The organism is Streptomyces sp. NBC_01525 (assembly GCF_045040405.1).
GTDB lineage: Bacteria > Actinomycetota > Actinomycetes > Streptomycetales > Streptomycetaceae > Streptomyces > Streptomyces benahoarensis.
Window position 1 is genome coordinate 4,818,878 of the sequence record NZ_CP109397.1, and the last position, 17,864, is coordinate 4,836,741.

The 17,864-nt window shown below is 70.7% G+C and carries 15 protein-coding genes and 1 tRNA gene; 15 read left to right on the forward strand and 1 reads right to left on the reverse strand.

Annotated elements, in window-relative coordinates; genetic code table 11:
* The first annotated feature begins 2 nt into the window (after window positions 1-2).
* From OG422_RS21695 to OG422_RS21710, 4 genes are all read left to right on the forward strand, one after another.
* Window positions 3-1,289, forward strand: a complete 1,287-nt coding sequence (locus tag OG422_RS21695; protein ID WP_405744551.1) for a putative T7SS-secreted protein — start codon at window positions 3-5, stop codon at window positions 1,287-1,289.
* Window positions 1,286-2,008, forward strand: coding sequence for a hypothetical protein (locus OG422_RS21700; protein WP_405744553.1), 723 nt, complete (start codon window positions 1,286-1,288; stop codon window positions 2,006-2,008). Before OG422_RS21695 ends, OG422_RS21700 begins: the two co-directional genes overlap by 4 nt.
* A gap of 38 nt (window positions 2,009-2,046) precedes the next feature.
* Window positions 2,047-2,628 (forward strand): hypothetical protein, encoded by a 582-nt coding sequence (locus tag OG422_RS21705; protein ID WP_405744555.1) that lies wholly within the window; start codon window positions 2,047-2,049, stop codon window positions 2,626-2,628.
* A gap of 68 nt (window positions 2,629-2,696) precedes the next feature.
* Window positions 2,697-3,755: a cytochrome c oxidase assembly protein gene (locus tag OG422_RS21710; RefSeq protein ID WP_405744558.1), complete on the forward strand. Its 1,059-nt coding sequence runs from the start codon at window positions 2,697-2,699 to the stop codon at window positions 3,753-3,755.
* 211 nt (window positions 3,756-3,966) lie between these two features.
* Here OG422_RS21710 and OG422_RS21715 read toward each other — a convergent pair.
* Window positions 3,967-4,038, reverse strand: a tRNA-Arg gene (locus OG422_RS21715).
* Between the two features lie 320 nt (window positions 4,039-4,358).
* Between OG422_RS21715 and OG422_RS21720 the strand changes: the two genes are divergently transcribed.
* From OG422_RS21720 to prmC, 11 genes are all read left to right on the forward strand, one after another.
* A complete protein-coding gene (locus OG422_RS21720) occupies window positions 4,359-4,928 on the forward strand; it encodes a PleD family two-component system response regulator (RefSeq protein ID WP_405744560.1) in 570 nt (189 codons plus the stop codon).
* Between the two features lie 200 nt (window positions 4,929-5,128).
* Window positions 5,129-6,154: an ArgS-related anticodon-binding protein NrtL gene (gene nrtL, locus OG422_RS21725; protein ID WP_405744563.1), complete on the forward strand. Its 1,026-nt coding sequence runs from the start codon at window positions 5,129-5,131 to the stop codon at window positions 6,152-6,154.
* A gap of 27 nt (window positions 6,155-6,181) precedes the next feature.
* Window positions 6,182-7,573: a diaminopimelate decarboxylase gene (gene lysA / locus OG422_RS21730; protein ID WP_143940211.1), complete on the forward strand. Its 1,392-nt coding sequence runs from the start codon at window positions 6,182-6,184 to the stop codon at window positions 7,571-7,573.
* A 138-nt stretch (window positions 7,574-7,711) separates the two neighbouring features.
* The gene (locus OG422_RS21735; protein ID WP_143940212.1) at window positions 7,712-9,013 is read left to right on the forward strand and encodes a homoserine dehydrogenase; all 1,302 of its coding nucleotides are present in this window, start codon (window positions 7,712-7,714) and stop codon (window positions 9,011-9,013) included.
* Window positions 9,014-9,021: 8 nt separating this feature from the next.
* The gene (gene thrC, locus OG422_RS21740; RefSeq protein ID WP_405744568.1) at window positions 9,022-10,107 is read left to right on the forward strand and encodes a threonine synthase; all 1,086 of its coding nucleotides are present in this window, start codon (window positions 9,022-9,024) and stop codon (window positions 10,105-10,107) included.
* Window positions 10,108-10,426: 319 nt separating this feature from the next.
* On the forward strand, window positions 10,427-11,344 hold the full coding sequence (thrB, locus tag OG422_RS21745; protein ID WP_143940214.1) for a homoserine kinase: 918 nt from the start codon (window positions 10,427-10,429) through the stop codon (window positions 11,342-11,344).
* A 377-nt stretch (window positions 11,345-11,721) separates the two neighbouring features.
* Window positions 11,722-13,743: a transcription termination factor Rho gene (gene rho, locus OG422_RS21750; RefSeq protein WP_405744571.1), complete on the forward strand. Its 2,022-nt coding sequence runs from the start codon at window positions 11,722-11,724 to the stop codon at window positions 13,741-13,743.
* Window positions 13,744-14,114: 371 nt separating this feature from the next.
* Window positions 14,115-15,239, forward strand: coding sequence for an LCP family protein (locus tag OG422_RS21755; RefSeq protein ID WP_143940216.1), 1,125 nt, complete (start codon window positions 14,115-14,117; stop codon window positions 15,237-15,239).
* Between the two features lie 219 nt (window positions 15,240-15,458).
* Window positions 15,459-15,683 carry a 50S ribosomal protein L31 gene (gene rpmE / locus OG422_RS21760; protein WP_143940217.1) on the forward strand — a complete coding sequence of 75 codons (225 nt, stop codon included), beginning with the start codon at window positions 15,459-15,461 and terminating at the stop codon, window positions 15,681-15,683.
* 163 nt (window positions 15,684-15,846) lie between these two features.
* Window positions 15,847-16,926, forward strand: coding sequence for a peptide chain release factor 1 (gene prfA / locus OG422_RS21765; protein WP_143940218.1), 1,080 nt, complete (start codon window positions 15,847-15,849; stop codon window positions 16,924-16,926).
* Between the two features lie 44 nt (window positions 16,927-16,970).
* A complete protein-coding gene (gene prmC / locus OG422_RS21770) occupies window positions 16,971-17,816 on the forward strand; it encodes a peptide chain release factor N(5)-glutamine methyltransferase (RefSeq protein WP_143940219.1) in 846 nt (281 codons plus the stop codon).
* The last annotated feature ends 48 nt before the right edge of the window (window positions 17,817-17,864 follow it).

Consider the following 17,864-nt stretch of genomic DNA (forward strand, 5'->3'; position numbering starts at 1 on the left):
CCATGGCCGCAAATCCTTATCCGAGTCTGGGCTGGAATCCGGTCCCCGGACTCCCCGAATCGGTCACCGGTCTCTACACCAAGGTGAAGGCGGCGGCCGACACCCTGAACAACTGCTACCAGCAGATCGATTACCTCCTCGGCGCCAGCTCCAGCTGGCAGGGCGACGCCGCCAGCGCATTCCGCGACACCGTCGACGGCGACCTCAAGGTGGCCGTGATGAACGCGGGCCACTCCCTGGACAAGGCTGCAAAATGCCTCAAGGGCTGGGAAGGTGATCTCTCCTCCCATCGCGATCTGGCGAAGAAATACGATGACGCCGCGCGGGAGAAGAAGACCGACGCCGACAGCGCCCAGAAGCGCTACGACGCGGCCAAGGCGGACCCGGACCTCAAGCTCGGCGGAAAGGAATACCCCAGCCAGGCGGAGGCGGATGCCGCCACGGACCGTCTGCGGGCCGCCGAACGAGCGCTCAACGAAGCGTCCAAGCAGGTCGATGACGCCAACACCGCCTACGACGACGTCCTGAAAAAGGCACGCGAACTCGAAGACCTGCACAGCCATCGCGCCAACGACGTCGCCGGAAAGCTCGACGAGGCCGACGACAAACTGGCCCCCAAGGAACCGGGCTGGTTCAGCAAAGCGCTCAGCGCTATCGGCGAAGGACTCAAGTGGCTCGGCGACTTCCTCGTCGAGCACGCCGGAACCATTGGCGCCATCGCCGGTCTCTTGGCGCTGCTCCCGACGCCGCTGGCGCCGCTCTTCGCGGGTATCGCGGTCGCCGCCAGCGCGGTGTCCATGGCCAAGAACCTCTCCAGCGAGGACTTCAGGGACGCTCTGACGGGCAAATACGGCTGGAAGGAAGGCATATTCGCCGGAGCTTCCATGGTCGGCGACGCCCTCGGCATGGTGCCGGGCGTCGGTGCCCTCGCCCGGGCGGGCAGCGAGGCGGGGCTCGCGGCGGCGGTCGCGCGCGAAGGCGGCGAAGCCATGTCGCTCGGCTCGAAAATGGGCAAATTCGGCAGCGAAATCGTGCCGGCCTTCAGCTACAAGGCACTTGACGTCGCCACCGCGCCTGCCACCGGAGCGCTCCAGTACGGCATCAACGGCGTCAACGTGGCGGCCAACATGGCGTCGTCCATGGAAAGCCTCGGAGTGCTCCCGAAGGACGGCCTGGGGCATGACGGTGCCGAGGTCACCAAGGGTGTCGCCGCCGGCACCGGTCTGAAGGGCGGCGCCACCGAAATCATTACCGACGTAGCAGAAATGGTGAGGGGCATCCGTCTGTGAACGGCCTTATCGACACGACAGCGGCCGAACCGAAACCAGAATTCTGGTACGGACTGCCCTACGGCTACCTCCCGTTGGACCTCCAGCCCACCCCTGAGGGAATCCAGGAGGCGGCCCGCCAGATCACTCTGCTGCCTCCCGAGCACCGCGACCGCGCCGACCAGATATTCCGGCTCTACGCGTCCGTCCTCACCATGCTCCGGAAACGCGAGGTGATGGGGTGCGCCCTCGGAATGCACCCCGACGACGACGGCGAACCCACCCTGTCCGTGCTCACGGTCTCCACCGTCGCGACCACGGGCGCCAATCCCAACGCCGTCCTGATGCAACTCCTGGGCGGCGACAGCACGGGAACCAGCCGCGCCGACGGCATCGTCCCGGTGGAAATCCCCGTCGGCACCGGATACGTATGGGAAACCGTCCGCCGCACGCCTTCACCGGCCGCTCCCCCCGAGGGATCGGAAGAGGGAACGGAAGAAGAATCCCGCGAAGGCACCGTCTGGCAGGGCACGGTGGCCATCCCCCGCCCCGGCAACGCATCGATCGTCATGCTGCAACTGGTCACCCCCGCCGTGGAATGGGCCCAGGATTACCGCGGCGTGCTGCTCGGCGTCGCCCGCACGGTGTCCTTCACGGACCCGGCGGAGGAGTCCGCGGCGAACGGGAATTCCGGACCGTCCGCCGCCCCCGACGCAGCAGAAAGGAGCCCCTTCGGATGACCCCGGAAGAGCGCGTGCGAGCCAGGCTCCGGAAGGCCGTGCCGGCCCCTTACCCGACCGACGGCACGGATTTCGGGAGAGCGCTGAAGTACCACTACACCACCGCCACGAAGAGCTTCCTGAAATTCTTCCCGGTGTTCTTCCTCCTCTGGGTCCAGCTGCTCGTGTTCCAGAACACCTACCTGATCCCGCTGGCCCTCATCGGTCTCTTCGGCGGCCTGATCGTCCTGTTGGCGTTCCGGGAACGCATGGCACTGACCCGTAAGTGCGCGCGGGTGCTCCGCACCTATCCCCTGGAATTCCGCACCCCGGTGGAGAAGGACGGCCAGTACGCGTCCCACACCCTCTACCTCCGCCTCGGCGGACGCCACGAGGACGCCCCCACGCTGCGCGCGAAGGATCCGCTGGGCCGCTCCGACTGGCCGGAGCTGGAGGCGGGCGTCTGGTTCGCCGGAGACGAGCCGTTCGGCGGCGCGGCCTTGGTCCCGGGCACCGGCGAGCTGCTGTTTTTGCAGCCGAAGCGCTGGGCGGACAGCGACAAGGAACGTAAAAGCGCGGGCCCCGTCCGCACGAAGCAGGCATCCCGCGCGGGCATCACCCGCCCCAGCCGCCACCGCTGACCAGGGCTCCCGCAGCCTCCGGTGCCCCGCGCGCGCCCCGCTCGGCGGCAGGTCTAGCGTGGTGACCCGTGACACCGACACCGTTTTCCGCCGGTTTGCCGGAGCTGACCGCCGCACGGCTGGCCGACAGCTGGCAACTGGACCCGTACGCCCTCGCCCTGGTCGTGCTGCTGGGTGGCCTCTACGCCTGGGGCGTCGTACGGCTGGCGCGCCGCGGTGAACGATGGCCGGTCGCCCGGAGTGCGGCGTTCGCGGGCATCGGGCTCGGCGCGATCACCGTGGCGACCATGTCCGGGCTGGCGGTCTACGACCACGAACTGTTCTGGCCGGCAGCGGTGCAGAACATCGTTCTCGACCTGATCGCCCCGCTCGGCCTGGCGCTCGGCGACCCGCTGGCACTGGCGCTACGGGCCCTGGGCGAACGGTCGCCGACCGCCCGCCGACTACGCGGCGCACTCTCCGGCCGCCTGCTGCGCCTGCTGACGTTCCCGCTGGTCAGCACCGTCCTGGTGCTCGCCTCCGAGCTGGCGATCTACTTCACGCCGTACTTCACGACAGCGCTGCGACACGGCCCGCTGCACGAGCTGATGTACCTGCAACTCCTCGTCGTCGGCACCCTCTTCGTCCTGCCGATGCTCACCCGCGAGGAGCTGCTGCCCACATGGTGCAGCCATCCGGTACGGGCCCTCCTTGTCCTCGTCGACGGGCTCGTCGACTCCGTGCCCGGCATCGTCGTGATGACCAGCGGCACCCTGGTCGCCGGCGGCTGGTACACCGCCCACCACCGCCCCTGGGACCCCAGCCCGCAGCGCGACCAGATGATCGGCGGCGGCCTCATGCTCACCCTCGCCGAGCTGATCGGCCTGCCCTTCCTCATCGCGGTCTTCGCGGAGTGGGTACGTTCCGAACGCGGCAGGACGGTGGCGTTGGACGCCCGACTGGACCGCGAGTTGGCGACGGCGGCGGCGCCGGTCCCCCCGAGTGCACCGGCCGTGCCGGACGCCACGGGGACGCCGGCCGACACCAAGGCGCCGCACCCGGAACTGACCCGCCCCTGGTGGGAGACGGACCAGGGCGCGGTGGGGGAGCGGTACCGGCGTGGGGGAGGCGGAGCCCCGAGGGGCTGAGGCCCACCAAGAGCGACATCGATACGGCCTGACGAGCGTGACGGAGGGCCTCGCGAACGCGGAGCGGGAGAAGGCCGAGAGCCATGGGAAAGGGCGGGAGCCGGTGAGACCGACTCCCGCCCTTTCCTGATGGCATACGCCTACAGATACGCTAAGACCCTGACATCAGTGTTTCCACTTATGTCAGGGTCTTCAGGCACCTCATGAAGGGTGCCCCCGGCAGGATTCGAACCTGCGCACACGGCTCCGGAGGCCGTTGCTCTATCCCCTGAGCTACGGGGGCGTTTCGCTGTGTTGCTCTGCGACGGGTAGAACACTACCAGCTCCGATGGGGTGTTCCGGCACGTGATTCCGGGGAGGGACGTGGAGATCGTTCCGCGGGTCCGGGAGCGCCGCCCCGGCCGACGGCCACCGCCACCCACACGCGCCCCGCGGAGGCCCGGCCCAACCCCCGACTCCGTGCCTTAGCGCATGTCAGAGGCGCAGGAGGGGCGGTCGGGGAAACGTCCCCCGCGCGGGGGCGAAGTGCGGAAAAGCGGTACGCCGCCGCAGGCGGGCCCCTAGTCTCGTCGTGTGCCTGGCTTGTGCGGTCGGATCCTTGTTGTGGATGACAGCAAGGGGATCCGGCAGTTGATCAGGGTCAACCTTGAGCTGGAGGGCTTCGAGGTCGTGACCGCGGCTGATGGTGCCGAGTGTCTGGATGTCGTGCACCACGTGAGACCCGATGTGGTGACCCTTGACGTCGTGATGCCGCGGCTCAACGGTCTGCACACGGCGGCGCGGCTGCGGGCCGATCCGCGGACGTGGGACATCCCCATCGCGATCATCAGCGCCTGCACCCAGGGGGAGACGGACAGTGGTGAAGCCGTGGGCGTCGACGCGTTTCTGAGCAAGCCGTTCGAGCCGGTGGAGATGGTGCAGACGGTGGCGCGGCTGGCCCGCAAGGGGCGGCGGCCGACAGCCGACGGCGACACCGCGGTGGCGGACCGGCTGGCGGCGGAGCGGGCCGCCGGGATGGCGCTGGTACGACAGCAGCCGGGCCTCACCGAGCACGTCGCGCATCTCGACTGCGGCGACCATCTGGACCGGCAGGATCACCTCGCGCCGTACGGCGGCCGCGAGCGGTACCACGGCTGGCGGGGCGATCTCGGCGACCGCCGGGCGTCGTCCTGAGCGGACCGCCGAGGTCTTGAGGTGACCCCGACGTCGCCCTGAGCGGCCCGGGCGCCGCCCCCACCCGACCCCAGCCACCGTCCCCACCCTGCCCCTGCGCACCGTCCCGGGCGACCCGACAGGGCCCCCGGCCGGCCCCCGCTGTCCACCAGGCGAAACCTGGTCGCATGGGTGCCCCCCTTCTCCCCTACGCTTGTCCTGTGACCCCCGCCGAGTTGTCCCGTACCGTCCTGCGCTCCGTGCGTGGTGCCGTGGCGGAGCGGGAGCTTTCCGTGGTGGTGCCGGAGCGGGTCGTGGTGCGGCCCGCGCCGCACTCCGGGGACTACGCGTCCAACGTCGCGCTGCAGCTCGCCGCGGGTGCGGGGCTGCCCGCCCGTGAGGTCGCCGAGGTGCTGCGCAAGCGGCTGGCCGGATGCGCGGGCATCGCGCGGGTCGAGGTCGCCGGGCCCGGATTTCTGAACTTCACCCTGGGGGACGGCGCACCGGCCGAGCTGGTCCGCACCGTCCTCGCGCAGGGACCGCGGTACGGCACCGGCGGCGCCCGCCCGGGCCGCCCCGGAGCCGCGACCGCGCCGCCGTCCGGGGGCGCGCGGGGGCTCGCCGTGGCCGAGGCCCTGGCGCGGATCGACGCGGCCGTGGCCGACCGCGGGACGCGGCCGGGCGACGTCGCGCCGGACGCCGGAGCCGCGTCGTCCGACGGTGCGCGGGCCGAGCTGGCCCGGCTCGTCGCCCGGCTCGGCGAGGACGAGGCGCGGTGGGCGCTGCTGCGACCGGCCGCGCACGACCCGGTGCGGCCGCCCGAGCGGCCCACGCAGCGGGAGGAGAACCCGCGCTTCCGGGTGCAGTACGCGTACGCCCGCGCCCAGGCTGCGGTGCGCAACGCCCGCGAGCTGGGTTTCACGGGAGCGCCGGGCGACACCGGCCCCGAGAGCCACATCGAGACCGGCCCCGACCCGGACACCCACGCCCTCCACCTCCTCCTCGCCGATTTCCCGGACGCCGTCGCCGCCGCGGCGCGGTACCGGGCGCCGGACCGCGTGCTGCGGCATCTGGAAGCGGTGGCCGATGCGTATCTGCGCTGGCAGGACGGGTGCCGGGTGCTGCCCGTCGGTGAGGAGAAACCCTTGGCCGTGCACCGCGCCCGGGTGGCCCTCGCCGAGGCCAGCGGGACGGTGCTCGCCAACGGCCTCCGCCTGCTCGGCGTCTCCGCACCCGTACGACTTTGAACGACATCCGAGGGGATCTCCACCACCATGAGCCGTTCCGCCCACCCTGCCGGGCCCCGTCACGCCGATGTGCTGCCCGAGGGGCACTACGCCGGGCCGCCCGCCGACCTCAACTCCCTTGACCCGCGGGTCTGGTCGCGTACCGTCCGGCGCGACGCCGACGGCCTGGTGACCGTCGGTGGACTCGACGTGAAGACGCTCGCCGAGGAGTTCGGCACCCCCGCGTACTTCCTCGACGAGGACGACTTCCGGGCGCGCTGCCGGGCCTGGCGGGAGGCGTTCGGGACGGGCGCCGACGTGTACTACGCGGGCAAGGCGTTCCTGTCCCGCGCGGTGGTGCGATGGCTGACCGAGGAAGGGCTCAACCTCGACGTCTGCTCCGGCGGTGAGCTGGCGACCGCGCTGGACGCGGGGATGCCCGCCGAGCGGATCGCGCTGCACGGCAACAACAAGAGCACCGAGGAGATCACCCGCGCAGTCGAGGCCGGCGTCGGGCGGATCGTGCTCGACTCGTTCCAGGAGATCGTGCGGGTCGCGCACATCGCGCAGCGGCTCGGCAAGCAGCAGCGGGTGCAGATCCGCGTCACCGTCGGTGTCGAGGCGCACACCCACGAGTTCATCGCGACCGCGCACGAGGACCAGAAGTTCGGCATCGCGCTGGCCGGCGGGCAGGCCGCCGAGGCCGTGCGGCGGGCGCTCACCCTCGACAGCCTGGAGCTGACCGGCATCCACAGCCACATCGGCTCGCAGATCTTCGACATGGCCGGGTTCGAGGTCTCCGCCCGGCGCGTCGTCCAGCTGCTGACCGAGGTCCGTGACGAGCACGGCGTGGAGCTGCCGGAGATCGACCTCGGCGGCGGCCTCGGCATCGCGTACACGTCGGACGACGATCCGCGCGAGCCGCACGAGATCGCGAAGGCGCTCGGCGAGATCGTCACCAAGGAGTGCGAGGCGGCCGGGCTGCGCGTGCCGCGGCTCTCCGTCGAGCCGGGCCGCGCCATCGTCGGCCCCACCGCCTTCACGCTGTACGAGGTCGGCACCGTCAAGGAGCTGGAGGGGCTGCGGACGTACGTCTCCGTCGACGGCGGGATGTCCGACAACATCCGCACCGCGCTGTACGACGCGGAGTACACCGTCGCGCTGGTCTCACGCACCTCGGACGCCGAGCCGATGCTCTCCCGCGTCGTCGGCAAGCACTGCGAGAGCGGCGACATCATCGTCCGGGACGCCTTCCTGCCGTCCGACGTGGCCCCCGGTGACCTGCTGGCGGTGCCCGCCACCGGCGCGTACTGCCGCTCGATGGCCAGCAACTACAACCACGCGCTGCGGCCGCCGGTGGTGGCCGTCGCCGGGGGCGCCGGACGGGTCATCGTCCGCCGGGAGACGGAGGAGGATCTCCTGCGGTTGGATGTCGGATGACGAACTTGTTCGCGTGTCCGGCGCGGACGACATAAATGTCTCGGTATCCGGACGAGGTGCGGAAAGTGCCGTCCGGTGCGTGAGACTGAGAAATCACCAAGAAGAAAAACGGCAGTATCGATGAAAAGCAGAGGTCGAATGATGCGTACGCGTCCGCTGAAGGTGGCGCTCCTGGGCTGTGGTGTGGTCGGCTCAGAGGTGGCGCGCATCATGACGACGCACGCCGACGACCTCGCGGCCCGCATCGGTGCCCCCGTGGAGCTGGCCGGGATCGCCGTCCGCCGCCCCGACCGGGTGCGCGAGGGCATCCCGGCCGAGCTGATCACCACCGACGCGATGGAGCTGGTCAAACGCGAGGACGTCGATGTCGTCATCGAGGTCATCGGCGGCATCGAACCGGCCCGTGAGCTGATCACCACCGCCTTCGCGCACGGCGCCAGCGTCGTCTCCGCCAACAAGGCGCTGGTCGCCGCCGACGGCGCCGCGCTGCACGCCGCGGCGGAGCGGCACGGCGCGGACCTCTACTACGAGGCCGCGGTCGCCGGCGCGATCCCGCTGGTCCGCCCGCTGCGCGAATCGCTCGCCGGTGACAAGGTCAACCGCGTCCTCGGCATCGTCAACGGCACCACCAACTTCATCCTCGACAAGATGGACACCAGCGGCGCCGGATACAGCGAGGCGCTGGACGAGGCCACCGCCCTCGGGTACGCCGAGGCCGACCCGACCGCCGACGTCGAGGGCTTCGACGCCGCCGCGAAGGCCGCGATCCTTGCCGGGATCGCCTTCCACACCCGCGTGACCATCGATGACGTGCACCGCGAGGGCCTGACCGAGGTCACCGCGTCCGACATCGCCTCCGCCAAGCGGATGGGGTGCACCGTCAAGCTGCTCGCCATCTGCGAGCGTGCCGCGGACGGCGCGTCCGTCACCGCCCGGGTGCACCCCGCGATGATCCCCCTCAGCCATCCGCTGGCCTCCGTCCGCGAGGCGTACAACGCGGTGTTCGTGGAGTCCGACGCCGCAGGTCAGCTGATGTTCTACGGGCCGGGCGCCGGCGGTTCGCCGACCGCGTCCGCGGTGCTCGGCGACCTCGTCGCGGTCTGCCGCAACAAGGTCGCCGACACCACCGGGCCGGGGGAGTCCGCGTACACGCGGCTGCCCGTCAGCCCGATGGGCGAGGTCGTCACGCGCTACCACATCAGTCTCGACGTGGCCGACAAGTCCGGCGTGCTCGCGCAGGTCGCCACGGTCTTCGCCGAGCACGGGGTGTCGATCGACACCGTCCGTCAGCAAGGGCGGCCCGACGGAGACGGCGAGGCATCCCTCGTCGTCGTCACCCACCGGGCGGCCGACGCCGCCCTGTCGTCGACCGTCGAGGCTCTGCGTGAGCTGGACACCGTCCGCGGTGTCGCCAGCATCATGCGGGTCGAAGGGGAGTAAAGGAACCCATGTCTGCCAATTCCACCGCGTCCGCCGCGAACCGTCAGTGGCGCGGAATCATCGAGGAATACCGTGACCGGCTGCCGGTCAGCGACACGACCGAGGCGGTCACCCTGCGGGAGGGCGGCACGCCGCTCGTCCCCGCGCAGGTGCTGTCCGAGCGCACCGGCTGCGAGGTGCACCTCAAGGTCGAGGGTGCCAACCCCACCGGGTCCTTCAAGGACCGCGGGATGACGATGGCCATCACCCGCGCCAAGGAGGAGGGCGCCAAGGCGGTGATCTGCGCCTCCACCGGCAACACCTCCGCCTCCGCCGCCGCGTACGCGGTGCGCGCCGGGATGGTCTGCGCGGTGCTCGTCCCGCAGGGCAAGATCGCCCTCGGCAAGATGGGCCAGGCGCTGGTGCACGGCGCGAAGATTCTCCAGATCGACGGAAATTTCGACGACTGTCTGACGCTCGCCCGTGGACTTTCGGACAAGTATCCGGTCGCACTTGTGAATTCCGTGAACCCTGTGCGTATCGAGGGCCAGAAGACCGCGGCGTTCGAGATCGTCGACATGCTCGACGACGCGCCCGACATCCACGTCCTGCCCGTCGGCAACGCCGGGAACATCACGGCATACTGGAAGGGCTACCGCGAATACGCCGCCGACGGCATCGCCTCGCACACCCCGCGGATGTGGGGCTTCCAGGCGTCCGGCAGCGCCCCGATCGTGCGCGGCGAGGTCGTCAAGGACCCGCACACCATCGCCACCGCCATTCGCATCGGCAACCCTGCGTCGTGGTCGTTCGCGGAGCAGGCGCGGGACGAGTCGGGCGGCTTCATCGATGAGGTGACCGACCGTCAGATTCTGGCCGCCTACCGGCTGTTGGCCGCGCAGGAGGGCGTCTTTGTGGAGCCCGCGTCGGCCGCCTCGGTCGCCGGTCTACTCAAGGCCGCCGACGAGGGCAAGGTCGACCCCGGTCAGCGCATCGTCTGCACGGTGACCGGCAACGGCCTCAAGGACCCCGACTGGGCGGTGGCCGGTGCGCCGCAGCCCGTCACCGTCCCGATCGACGCGGACGCCGCCGCCCAGCGTCTCGGTCTCGCGTAACCCGGAAACCGCACACGCCGGGCGTACGGCGGGTCACCAGCTCCCGGGGCAGGTGACCCGCCGTGCAGCAAAGAGTGCAAAGGCTGCAAAGTCAGAAGTGAGGCACGGCTCGGTCTGCGACACGCACCGTGCGCCTCCCGTGCGCCCTGTGTCGCCACAGAACCTTCCTTCGATAGGCTGGCAGTCAACTCCCCTCCGCACGGCATGACGTAGTGGTGTGCAGGGCAGGTCAGAACAGTCCCCGGCGGCCGACCGGGCGCCTCGGCGCCGCGGTGGCGCGGGGCATACCGCAGCATCAATCAAGGAGAGTCATCGAGCGATGGCCGGTCCCGCGTTCCGTGCCGCCGCCGTCCGGGTGCGCACCCCCGCCACCAGCGCCAATCTTGGCCCCGGCTTCGACGCCCTCGGCCTGTCGCTGGGGCTGTACGACGATGTCGTGGTGCGGGTCGCCGACTCCGGTCTGCACGTAGACATCGCAGGTGAGGGCAGCGAAACCCTCCCGCGCGACGAGAGTCATCTGCTCGTACGCTCCCTGCGCACCGCCTTCGACCTGCTCGGCGGGCAGCCGCGCGGGCTGGAAATCGTCTGTGCCAACCGCATTCCGCACGGCCGGGGCCTCGGCTCGTCGTCGGCCGCCATCTGTGCCGGAATCGTCGCCGCGCGTGCCGTCACCATCGGTGGTGAGCAGAGACTCGACGACGCCGCGCTCCTGGAGCTGGCCACCGAGATCGAGGGCCACCCCGACAACGTCGCCGCCTGTCTGCTCGGCGGCTTCACCCTGGCCTGGATGGACACCGGGGCGGCCCGCGCGATCCGGATGGAGCCGGCCGCGTCGATCGTCCCCGTCGTCTTCGTCCCCGGGAAACCGGTGCTCACCGAGACCGCCCGCGGACTGCTTCCGCGCACCGTCCCGCATGTGGACGCCGCGGCCAACGCCGGTCGCGCCGCACTGCTCGTCGAGGCGCTGACCAGGCGCCCCGAGCTGCTGCTGGCCGCGACCGAGGACCGACTTCACCAGGAATACCGCGCCCCCGCGATGCCGGAGAGTGTGGCGCTGGTGAACCGACTGCGTGCGGACGGTGTCCCCGCGGTCATCTCCGGTGCGGGCCCGACGGTGCTCGCACTGGCCGAGGACGCCTCGGCCGACAAGGTCGCCGCACTGGCGGGAGAGGGCTGGGCGGCCAACCGGCTGGCCCTCGACGCGGCGGGCACATGCGTCCTGCCGCTCGCCGGGTGACCGACGCGGGTGATCGACGATTGCCGGTCTTGGGAAGGGGGAATGTTTGTTGGATCCGGTAGTGTTAACCTCAAGTCAGTACTCGACGCCTGAGTGGCGCGATGCTTCGTGTCCCTATCGGGACCACCTTTCTTCCGGGAGCCTCCCAAACTGCTCGAAGCAATAGCCCGAGCAGGAGTGAGCACGCTCCGGAATCGGCGTGACGGACATGGGTCACACAGCATCCCTTCGCGCCGGACCAATGAACTGATCTTTCCGCCGTATCCGGCGGGACCACCGCCCCGGCCCGGTTCGCAACACCGCGGGACCACCAGCCGGACAGCACAACCGGTCGCCGAGCCAGACAGGCCGACGCCCGCTCCAGGGAAGGACCCTTCGTGAGCGACACCACCGATCTGATGGGCGTGCGCACCGATGGCAGTGCCACCGCGCCCGCCACGGACGCTCCCGCCGCGCCTGCCACCGGTGCTGCCGGCACCACGCGGCGCCGCCGTTCCGGTACCGGCCTCGACGGCATGGTCCTGGCAGAGCTGCAGCAGGTCGCCTCCGGCCTCGGCATCAAGGGCACCGCGCGGATGCGCAAGAGCCAGCTGATCGAGGTCATCAAGGAGAGGCAGGCCGCGGGCTCCTCCGGCTCCGCCAAGGCCGACGCGCCCGCCGAGACCGACACCAAGCCCAAGCGCCGTACCACCTCCAAGGCCCGTACGGGTGACGGCGACGCCGTCAAGGCCGCCGACAAGCCGGCCAAGGCCGACAAGACCGCCGAGAAGCAGGCCGGTCAGCAGATCGACATTCCCGGTCAGCCGGCCAGCGACGAGCAGCCGGCCGGCGAGCGCCGCCGCCGCCGGGCCACCGCGGCCGCCGGCAGCCCCGAGGGCGCGGCCGACATCAAGGCCGAGCCGAAGGGCAAGGCCGACACCGCCGTCGACGAGCGGCCCGCCAAGGGCGAGCAGTCCGATCAGCAGCACAAGGCCGGCGACCGCCAGGACCGCGGCGACCGTCAGGACCGCGGTCAGAAGGGCGACCGCCGCGACCGCCAGCAGGGCCGCCGCAACAAGAACGACGGTGGCGACGTCGGCAGCCAGGGCGACCGCCGCGACCGTCAGGACCGTCAGGACCGTCAGCGGGACAACCGCCACGACGACGGCGACGACTTCGAGGGCGGCCGCCGTGGCCGCCGTGGCCGTTACCGCGACCGCCGGGGCCGTCGCGGCGGGCGCGAGGAATTCGGCAACGAGCCGCAGGTCTCCGAGGACGACGTCCTGATCCCCGTCGCGGGCATCCTCGACATCCTCGACAACTACGCGTTCATCCGGACCTCCGGCTACCTGCCGGGCCCGAACGACGTGTACGTCTCGCTCGCCCAGGTCCGTAAGAACGGTCTGCGCAAGGGTGACCACGTCACCGGTGCGGTCCGCCAGCCCAAGGACGGCGAGCGCCGCGAGAAGTTCAACGCGCTGGTCCGCCTCGACACCGTCAACAGCGTGGCGCCCGAACAGGGCCGCCAGCGCCCGGAGTTCGGGAAGCTGACGCCCCTTTACCCGCAGGAGCGGCTGCGCCTGGAGGGTGAGTCGAGCGGTCTGACGACCCGGATCATCGATCTGGTGACGCCGATCGGCAAGGGCCAGCGTGGTCTGATCGTGGCCCCGCCGAAGACCGGTAAGACCATGATCATGCAGGCGATCGCCAACTCGATCACCCGCAACAACCCCGAGTGCCACCTGATGGTCGTCCTCGTCGACGAGCGGCCCGAAGAGGTCACCGACATGCAGCGGTCGGTCAAGGGCGAGGTCATCTCCTCGACCTTCGACCGTCCCGCCGAGGACCACACCACCGTCGCCGAGCTGGCCATCGAGCGCGCCAAGCGTCTCGTCGAGCTGGGTCACGACGTGGTCGTCCTGCTGGACTCCATCACCCGTCTGGGCCGCGCGTACAACCTCGCGGCGCCCGCCTCCGGCCGCATCCTGTCCGGTGGTGTCGACTCGACCGCGCTCTACCCGCCGAAGCGGTTCTTCGGCGCCGCGCGCAACATCGAGGACGGCGGTTCGCTGACCATCCTGGCCACCGCGCTGGTCGAGACCGGTTCGCGGATGGACGAGGTGATCTTCGAGGAGTTCAAGGGCACCGGCAACCTGGAGCTCAAGCTCGACCGCAAGCTCTCCGACAAGCGGATCTTCCCGGCGGTGGACGTCGACGCGTCGTCCACCCGTAAGGAGGAGATCCTGATGGGCGCCGACGAGCTGGCCGTCGTCTGGAAGCTGCGTCGGGTGCTGCACGCCCTGGACCAGCAGCAGGCGATCGAGCTGCTGCTGGACAAGATGAAGCAGACGAAGTCCAACGCGGAGTTCCTGCTCCAGATCCAGAAGACGACGCCGGGCATGGGCAACGGCAACGACTGACGCCCGGCCGCGCAACGCCGCCACGAAGCCCCCGCACTTTCGCGTGCGGGGGCTTCGCGCTGTCCGGGCCCGGCACGAGGGGTGAACCGCCGACGACCGGTCCGTATACCTCCGTCCGGAGGTGTCCCGCTGAGACCTTTCGCACAGGAGATGCCCGGAACCGACCGCTTGGCGGTGGCCGGAAACCGGCCATCGGTCCAGGTCGGGACGGACGTACGGGCCGGACGGCGGTGCGCGTGCGTCCGCCCGTGTCCGCCCGGTGCGTACAGGTCGCTGTGCAACCCTTCCGTCCGGCTCCCCGTCTCCCACGACATGACGCGCCGTGCCCGCACGGGGCGGGCGGGGGGCAGCGCATACGGACCGAGGAGCACATGGCCGACAGCAACGGGACGCAGAGGGCGACGGCGAGCCGCCGCAGCCGCATACGCGCCACGGGGCGCCGTCGCAAGGCGCGCAGCCGACGCCGCCGCGCCCTGACCCTCACGCTCTGCGCCGCGGTCAGCTGCCTGCTGCTCACCGGCGCCGGACTCGGCTACGTCTACTACCAGCTCAACGGCAACCTCAAGGGCATCGACATCAACGCCGCCCTCGGCAAGGACCGGCCCGACAACGTCGACAACGGCTCCCTCGACATCCTCGTCCTCGGCTCCGACTCCCGGTCCGGCAGCAACGCCGCGTACGGCACCGACGAGGGCGGCGCGCGCTCCGACACCGCGATGGTGCTGCACGTCTACAAGGGCCACAAGAAGGCGAGCGTCGTCAGCATCCCGCGCGACACCCTCATCACCCGTCCCGCCTGCGTGAAGGACGGCAAGGAGGTGGCCGGCGCGCGGCGGGCGATGTTCAACACCGCCTACGAGGTCGGCGGCCCCGCGTGCGCCGTCAAGACCGTCGAATCACTCAGCGGCATCCGGATGGACCACTTCGTCGAGGTCGACTTCACCGGCTTCAAGAAGCTCATCGACGCGCTCGGCGGCGTCGAACTCACCACCAGCAAGCCGATCGACGACAACTCCAGCCATCTCCACCTGCCCGCCGGGCATCACGTCCTCACCGGTGAGCAGTCCCTCGGGCTCGTCCGCACCCGGCACGGCGTCCCCGGCGGCGACGGCAGCGACCTGGGGCGCATCCAGCTCCAGCAGACCTTCGTCAAGGCGCTGATGCAGCAGGTCAAGAACGTCGGCGTGCTCACCAGCCCGGCCAAGCTCTACGACATCGCCGACACCGCCACCAGGGCCGTCACCACCGACACCGACCTCAACTCGGTCGGCGCGCTCACCGGCCTCGCCAAGTCCCTCGGCTCCCTCGACTCGCAGAACATCCACATGGTCACGCTGCCCGTGGAGTACGACAAGCTCGACCCGGCGCGCGTCGTCCCGCTGCCCCGGCAGACCGCGCAGGTCTGGGACGCGCTGCGGCAGGACCGCGCCATCCCGAAGACCGCGCTCAAGGACTCCGCGGGCGACAAGGGCGGTACCGGCTCGTACGTGAAGTAGCCGCGGCCCCTTCGGGCAGCCACGCGATGTGGAGGCCCGGGGACGGCGCGTAACCGTCCGGCCGCCGGGGTTTCCCCGCTCCCGGGGCGGGGAATACCCGGCGGTCCACCCCGGTTTTGGGAGATGCGACAAGTCCTGGCAGACTGGACCGTCGGCCCCGGTTCACGTGACGCAAACCCGCGGCACGACCCGGAGCACTCCCGAACCTAGGAGATCCCCTTGAAGCGCGACATCCACCCGGAGTACGTCGAGACGCAGGTCAGCTGCACCTGTGGCGCGTCCTTCACCACCCGTAGCACCGTCGAGGGCGGTGGCATCCGTGCCGACGTCTGCTCCGAGTGCCACCCGTTCTACACGGGCAAGCAGAAGATCATGGACACCGGTGGCCGTGTGGCCCGCTTCGAGGCCCGCTTCGGCAAGGCCGCCGGTTCGGCCAACAAGTAGCGACCCGCAAGGCGCCGGTTGCCGGTCGCCCCTCCGAGGGGCGACCGGACCGGCGCTTTGTCGTCCAGGCCACGGACCCGGCCGGGGGTCCGGCACGCCGCGGCTGTTGTGCCGCACCAGGTGACCGGCACCCGGAAACACCAGTCAGCTAAGGAACCCCACGATGTTCGAGGCGGTCGAGGAACTGATCGGCGAGCACGCCGGTCTGGAGAAGAAGCTGGCCGACCCCGCGGTCCACGCCGACCAGCGCGAGGCCATGCGGCTCAACAAGCGCTACGCCGAACTCACCCCGATCGTCACCACCTACCGTTCCTGGAAGCAGACCGGCGAGGACAGGGAGACCGCGCGCGAATTCGCCGCGGACGACCCGGACTTCGCCGACGAGGTCAAGGAGCTCGACGCCAAGCGCGACGAGCTGACCGAGAAGCTGCGGCTGCTGCTCGTCCCCCGCGACCCGAGCGACGACAAGGACGTCATCCTGGAGGTCAAGGCCGGTGAGGGCGGCGAGGAGTCCGCGCTGTTCGCCGGTGACCTGCTGCGGATGTACCTGCGCTACGCGGAGCGGGCCGGCTGGAAGACCGAGATCCTGGAGGCCAACGAGTCCGACCTCGGCGGCTACAAGGACGTCCAGGTGGCCGTGAAGACCAAGGGCGGCGGCGGGGCCACCGAGCCGGGCCAGGGCGTCTGGGCCCGCCTGAAGTACGAGGGCGGCGTGCACCGCGTCCAGCGCGTCCCCGCCACCGAGTCGCAGGGCCGCATCCACACCTCCGCCGCCGGTGTGCTCGTCACGCCCGAGGCCGAGGAGGTCGAGGTCGAGATCGGCCCCAACGACCTGCGGATCGATGTCTACCGCTCCTCCGGTCCCGGTGGCCAGTCCGTCAACACCACCGACTCCGCGGTGCGCATCACCCACCTGCCGACCGGCATCGTCGTCTCCTGCCAGAACGAGAAGAGCCAGCTCCAGAACAAGGAGCAGGCGATGCGCATCCTGCGCTCGCGGCTGCTGGCCGCCGCCCAGGAGGAGGCCGAGCGCGAGGCGTCCGACGCCCGCCGCAGCCAGGTCCGCACCGTCGACCGCTCCGAGCGCATCCGGACGTACAACTTCCCGGAGAACCGCATCTCCGACCACCGCGTCGGCTTCAAGGCGTACAACCTGGACCAGGTGCTCGACGGCGAGCTGGACCCGGTCATCCAGGCGTGCGTGGACGCCGACTCGGCGGCCAAGCTCGCCGCCGCCCAGTAAGACCCGCACCACCCGCACGCCCGCACGACCGGCTGGAGGAACCCGTGAACCTGCTGCTCGCCGAGGTGGCCCAGGCCGCCCAGCGGCTGGCCGACGCCGGGGTGCCCTCACCGCGCTTCGACGCCGAGGAGCTGGCCGCGCATGTGCACGGCGTCAAGCGCAGCCAGCTGCACACGGTGGCCGACGCCGACTTCGACGCCCGGTACTGGGAGGCGATCGCCCGCCGCGAGGCCCGCGAACCGCTCCAGCACATCACCGGCCGCGCGTTCTTCCGCTACCTCGAACTCCACGTCGGTCCCGGCGTGTTCGTGCCCCGCCCGGAGACCGAGTCGGTCGTCGGCTGGGCCATAGACGCGGTACGCGCCATGGACGTCGTCGAACCGCTCATCGTCGACCTGTGCACCGGCTCCGGCGCCATCGCCCTCGCCCTCGCGCAGGAGGTGCCGCGCTCCACGGTGCACGCCGTGGAGCTGTCCGAGCAGGCCCTGACGTACGCCCGGCGCAACGTCGAGGGCTCGCGGGTCAACCTCCACCACGGCGACGCGCTGACCGCGCTGCCCGAGCTGGACGGCCAGGTCGACCTGGTCGTCTCCAATCCGCCGTACATCCCGCTCACCGAGTGGGAGTACGTCGCCCCCGAGGCCCGCGACCACGACCCCGAGCTGGCGTTGTTCTCCGGTGAGGACGGCCTGGACACCATCCGGGGCATCGAGCGGACCGCGCACCGGCTGCTGCGGCCCGGCGGGCTCGTCGTCATCGAGCACGCCGACACCCAGGGCGGCCAGGTGCCGTGGATCTTCGCCGAGGAACGGGGCTGGGCCGACGCGGCCGATCACCCGGACCTGAACAACCGGCCCCGTTTCGCCACCGCGCGCCGGGTGACGCCATGACGGCCGCCCCGACGCCCGATGTATCCGTTCCGCACGAGGAGGACCGTT

What these genes read in the sequence shown, in the direction of transcription:
- OG422_RS21695 (WP_405744551.1), top strand. Translation starts at nt 3, where the DNA reads ATGGCCGCAAATCCTTATCCGAGTCTGGGCTGGAATCCGGTCCCCGGA.
- lysA (WP_143940211.1), top strand. Translation starts at nt 6,182, where the DNA reads ATGAGCCGTTCCGCCCACCCTGCCGGGCCCCGTCACGCCGATGTGCTG.
- OG422_RS21735 (WP_143940212.1), top strand. Translation starts at nt 7,712, where the DNA reads ATGATGCGTACGCGTCCGCTGAAGGTGGCGCTCCTGGGCTGTGGTGTG.
- thrC (WP_405744568.1), top strand. Translation starts at nt 9,022, where the DNA reads ATGTCTGCCAATTCCACCGCGTCCGCCGCGAACCGTCAGTGGCGCGGA.
- thrB (WP_143940214.1), top strand. Translation starts at nt 10,427, where the DNA reads ATGGCCGGTCCCGCGTTCCGTGCCGCCGCCGTCCGGGTGCGCACCCCC.
- OG422_RS21755 (WP_143940216.1), top strand. Translation starts at nt 14,115, where the DNA reads ATGGCCGACAGCAACGGGACGCAGAGGGCGACGGCGAGCCGCCGCAGC.
- prfA (WP_143940218.1), top strand. Translation starts at nt 15,847, where the DNA reads ATGTTCGAGGCGGTCGAGGAACTGATCGGCGAGCACGCCGGTCTGGAG.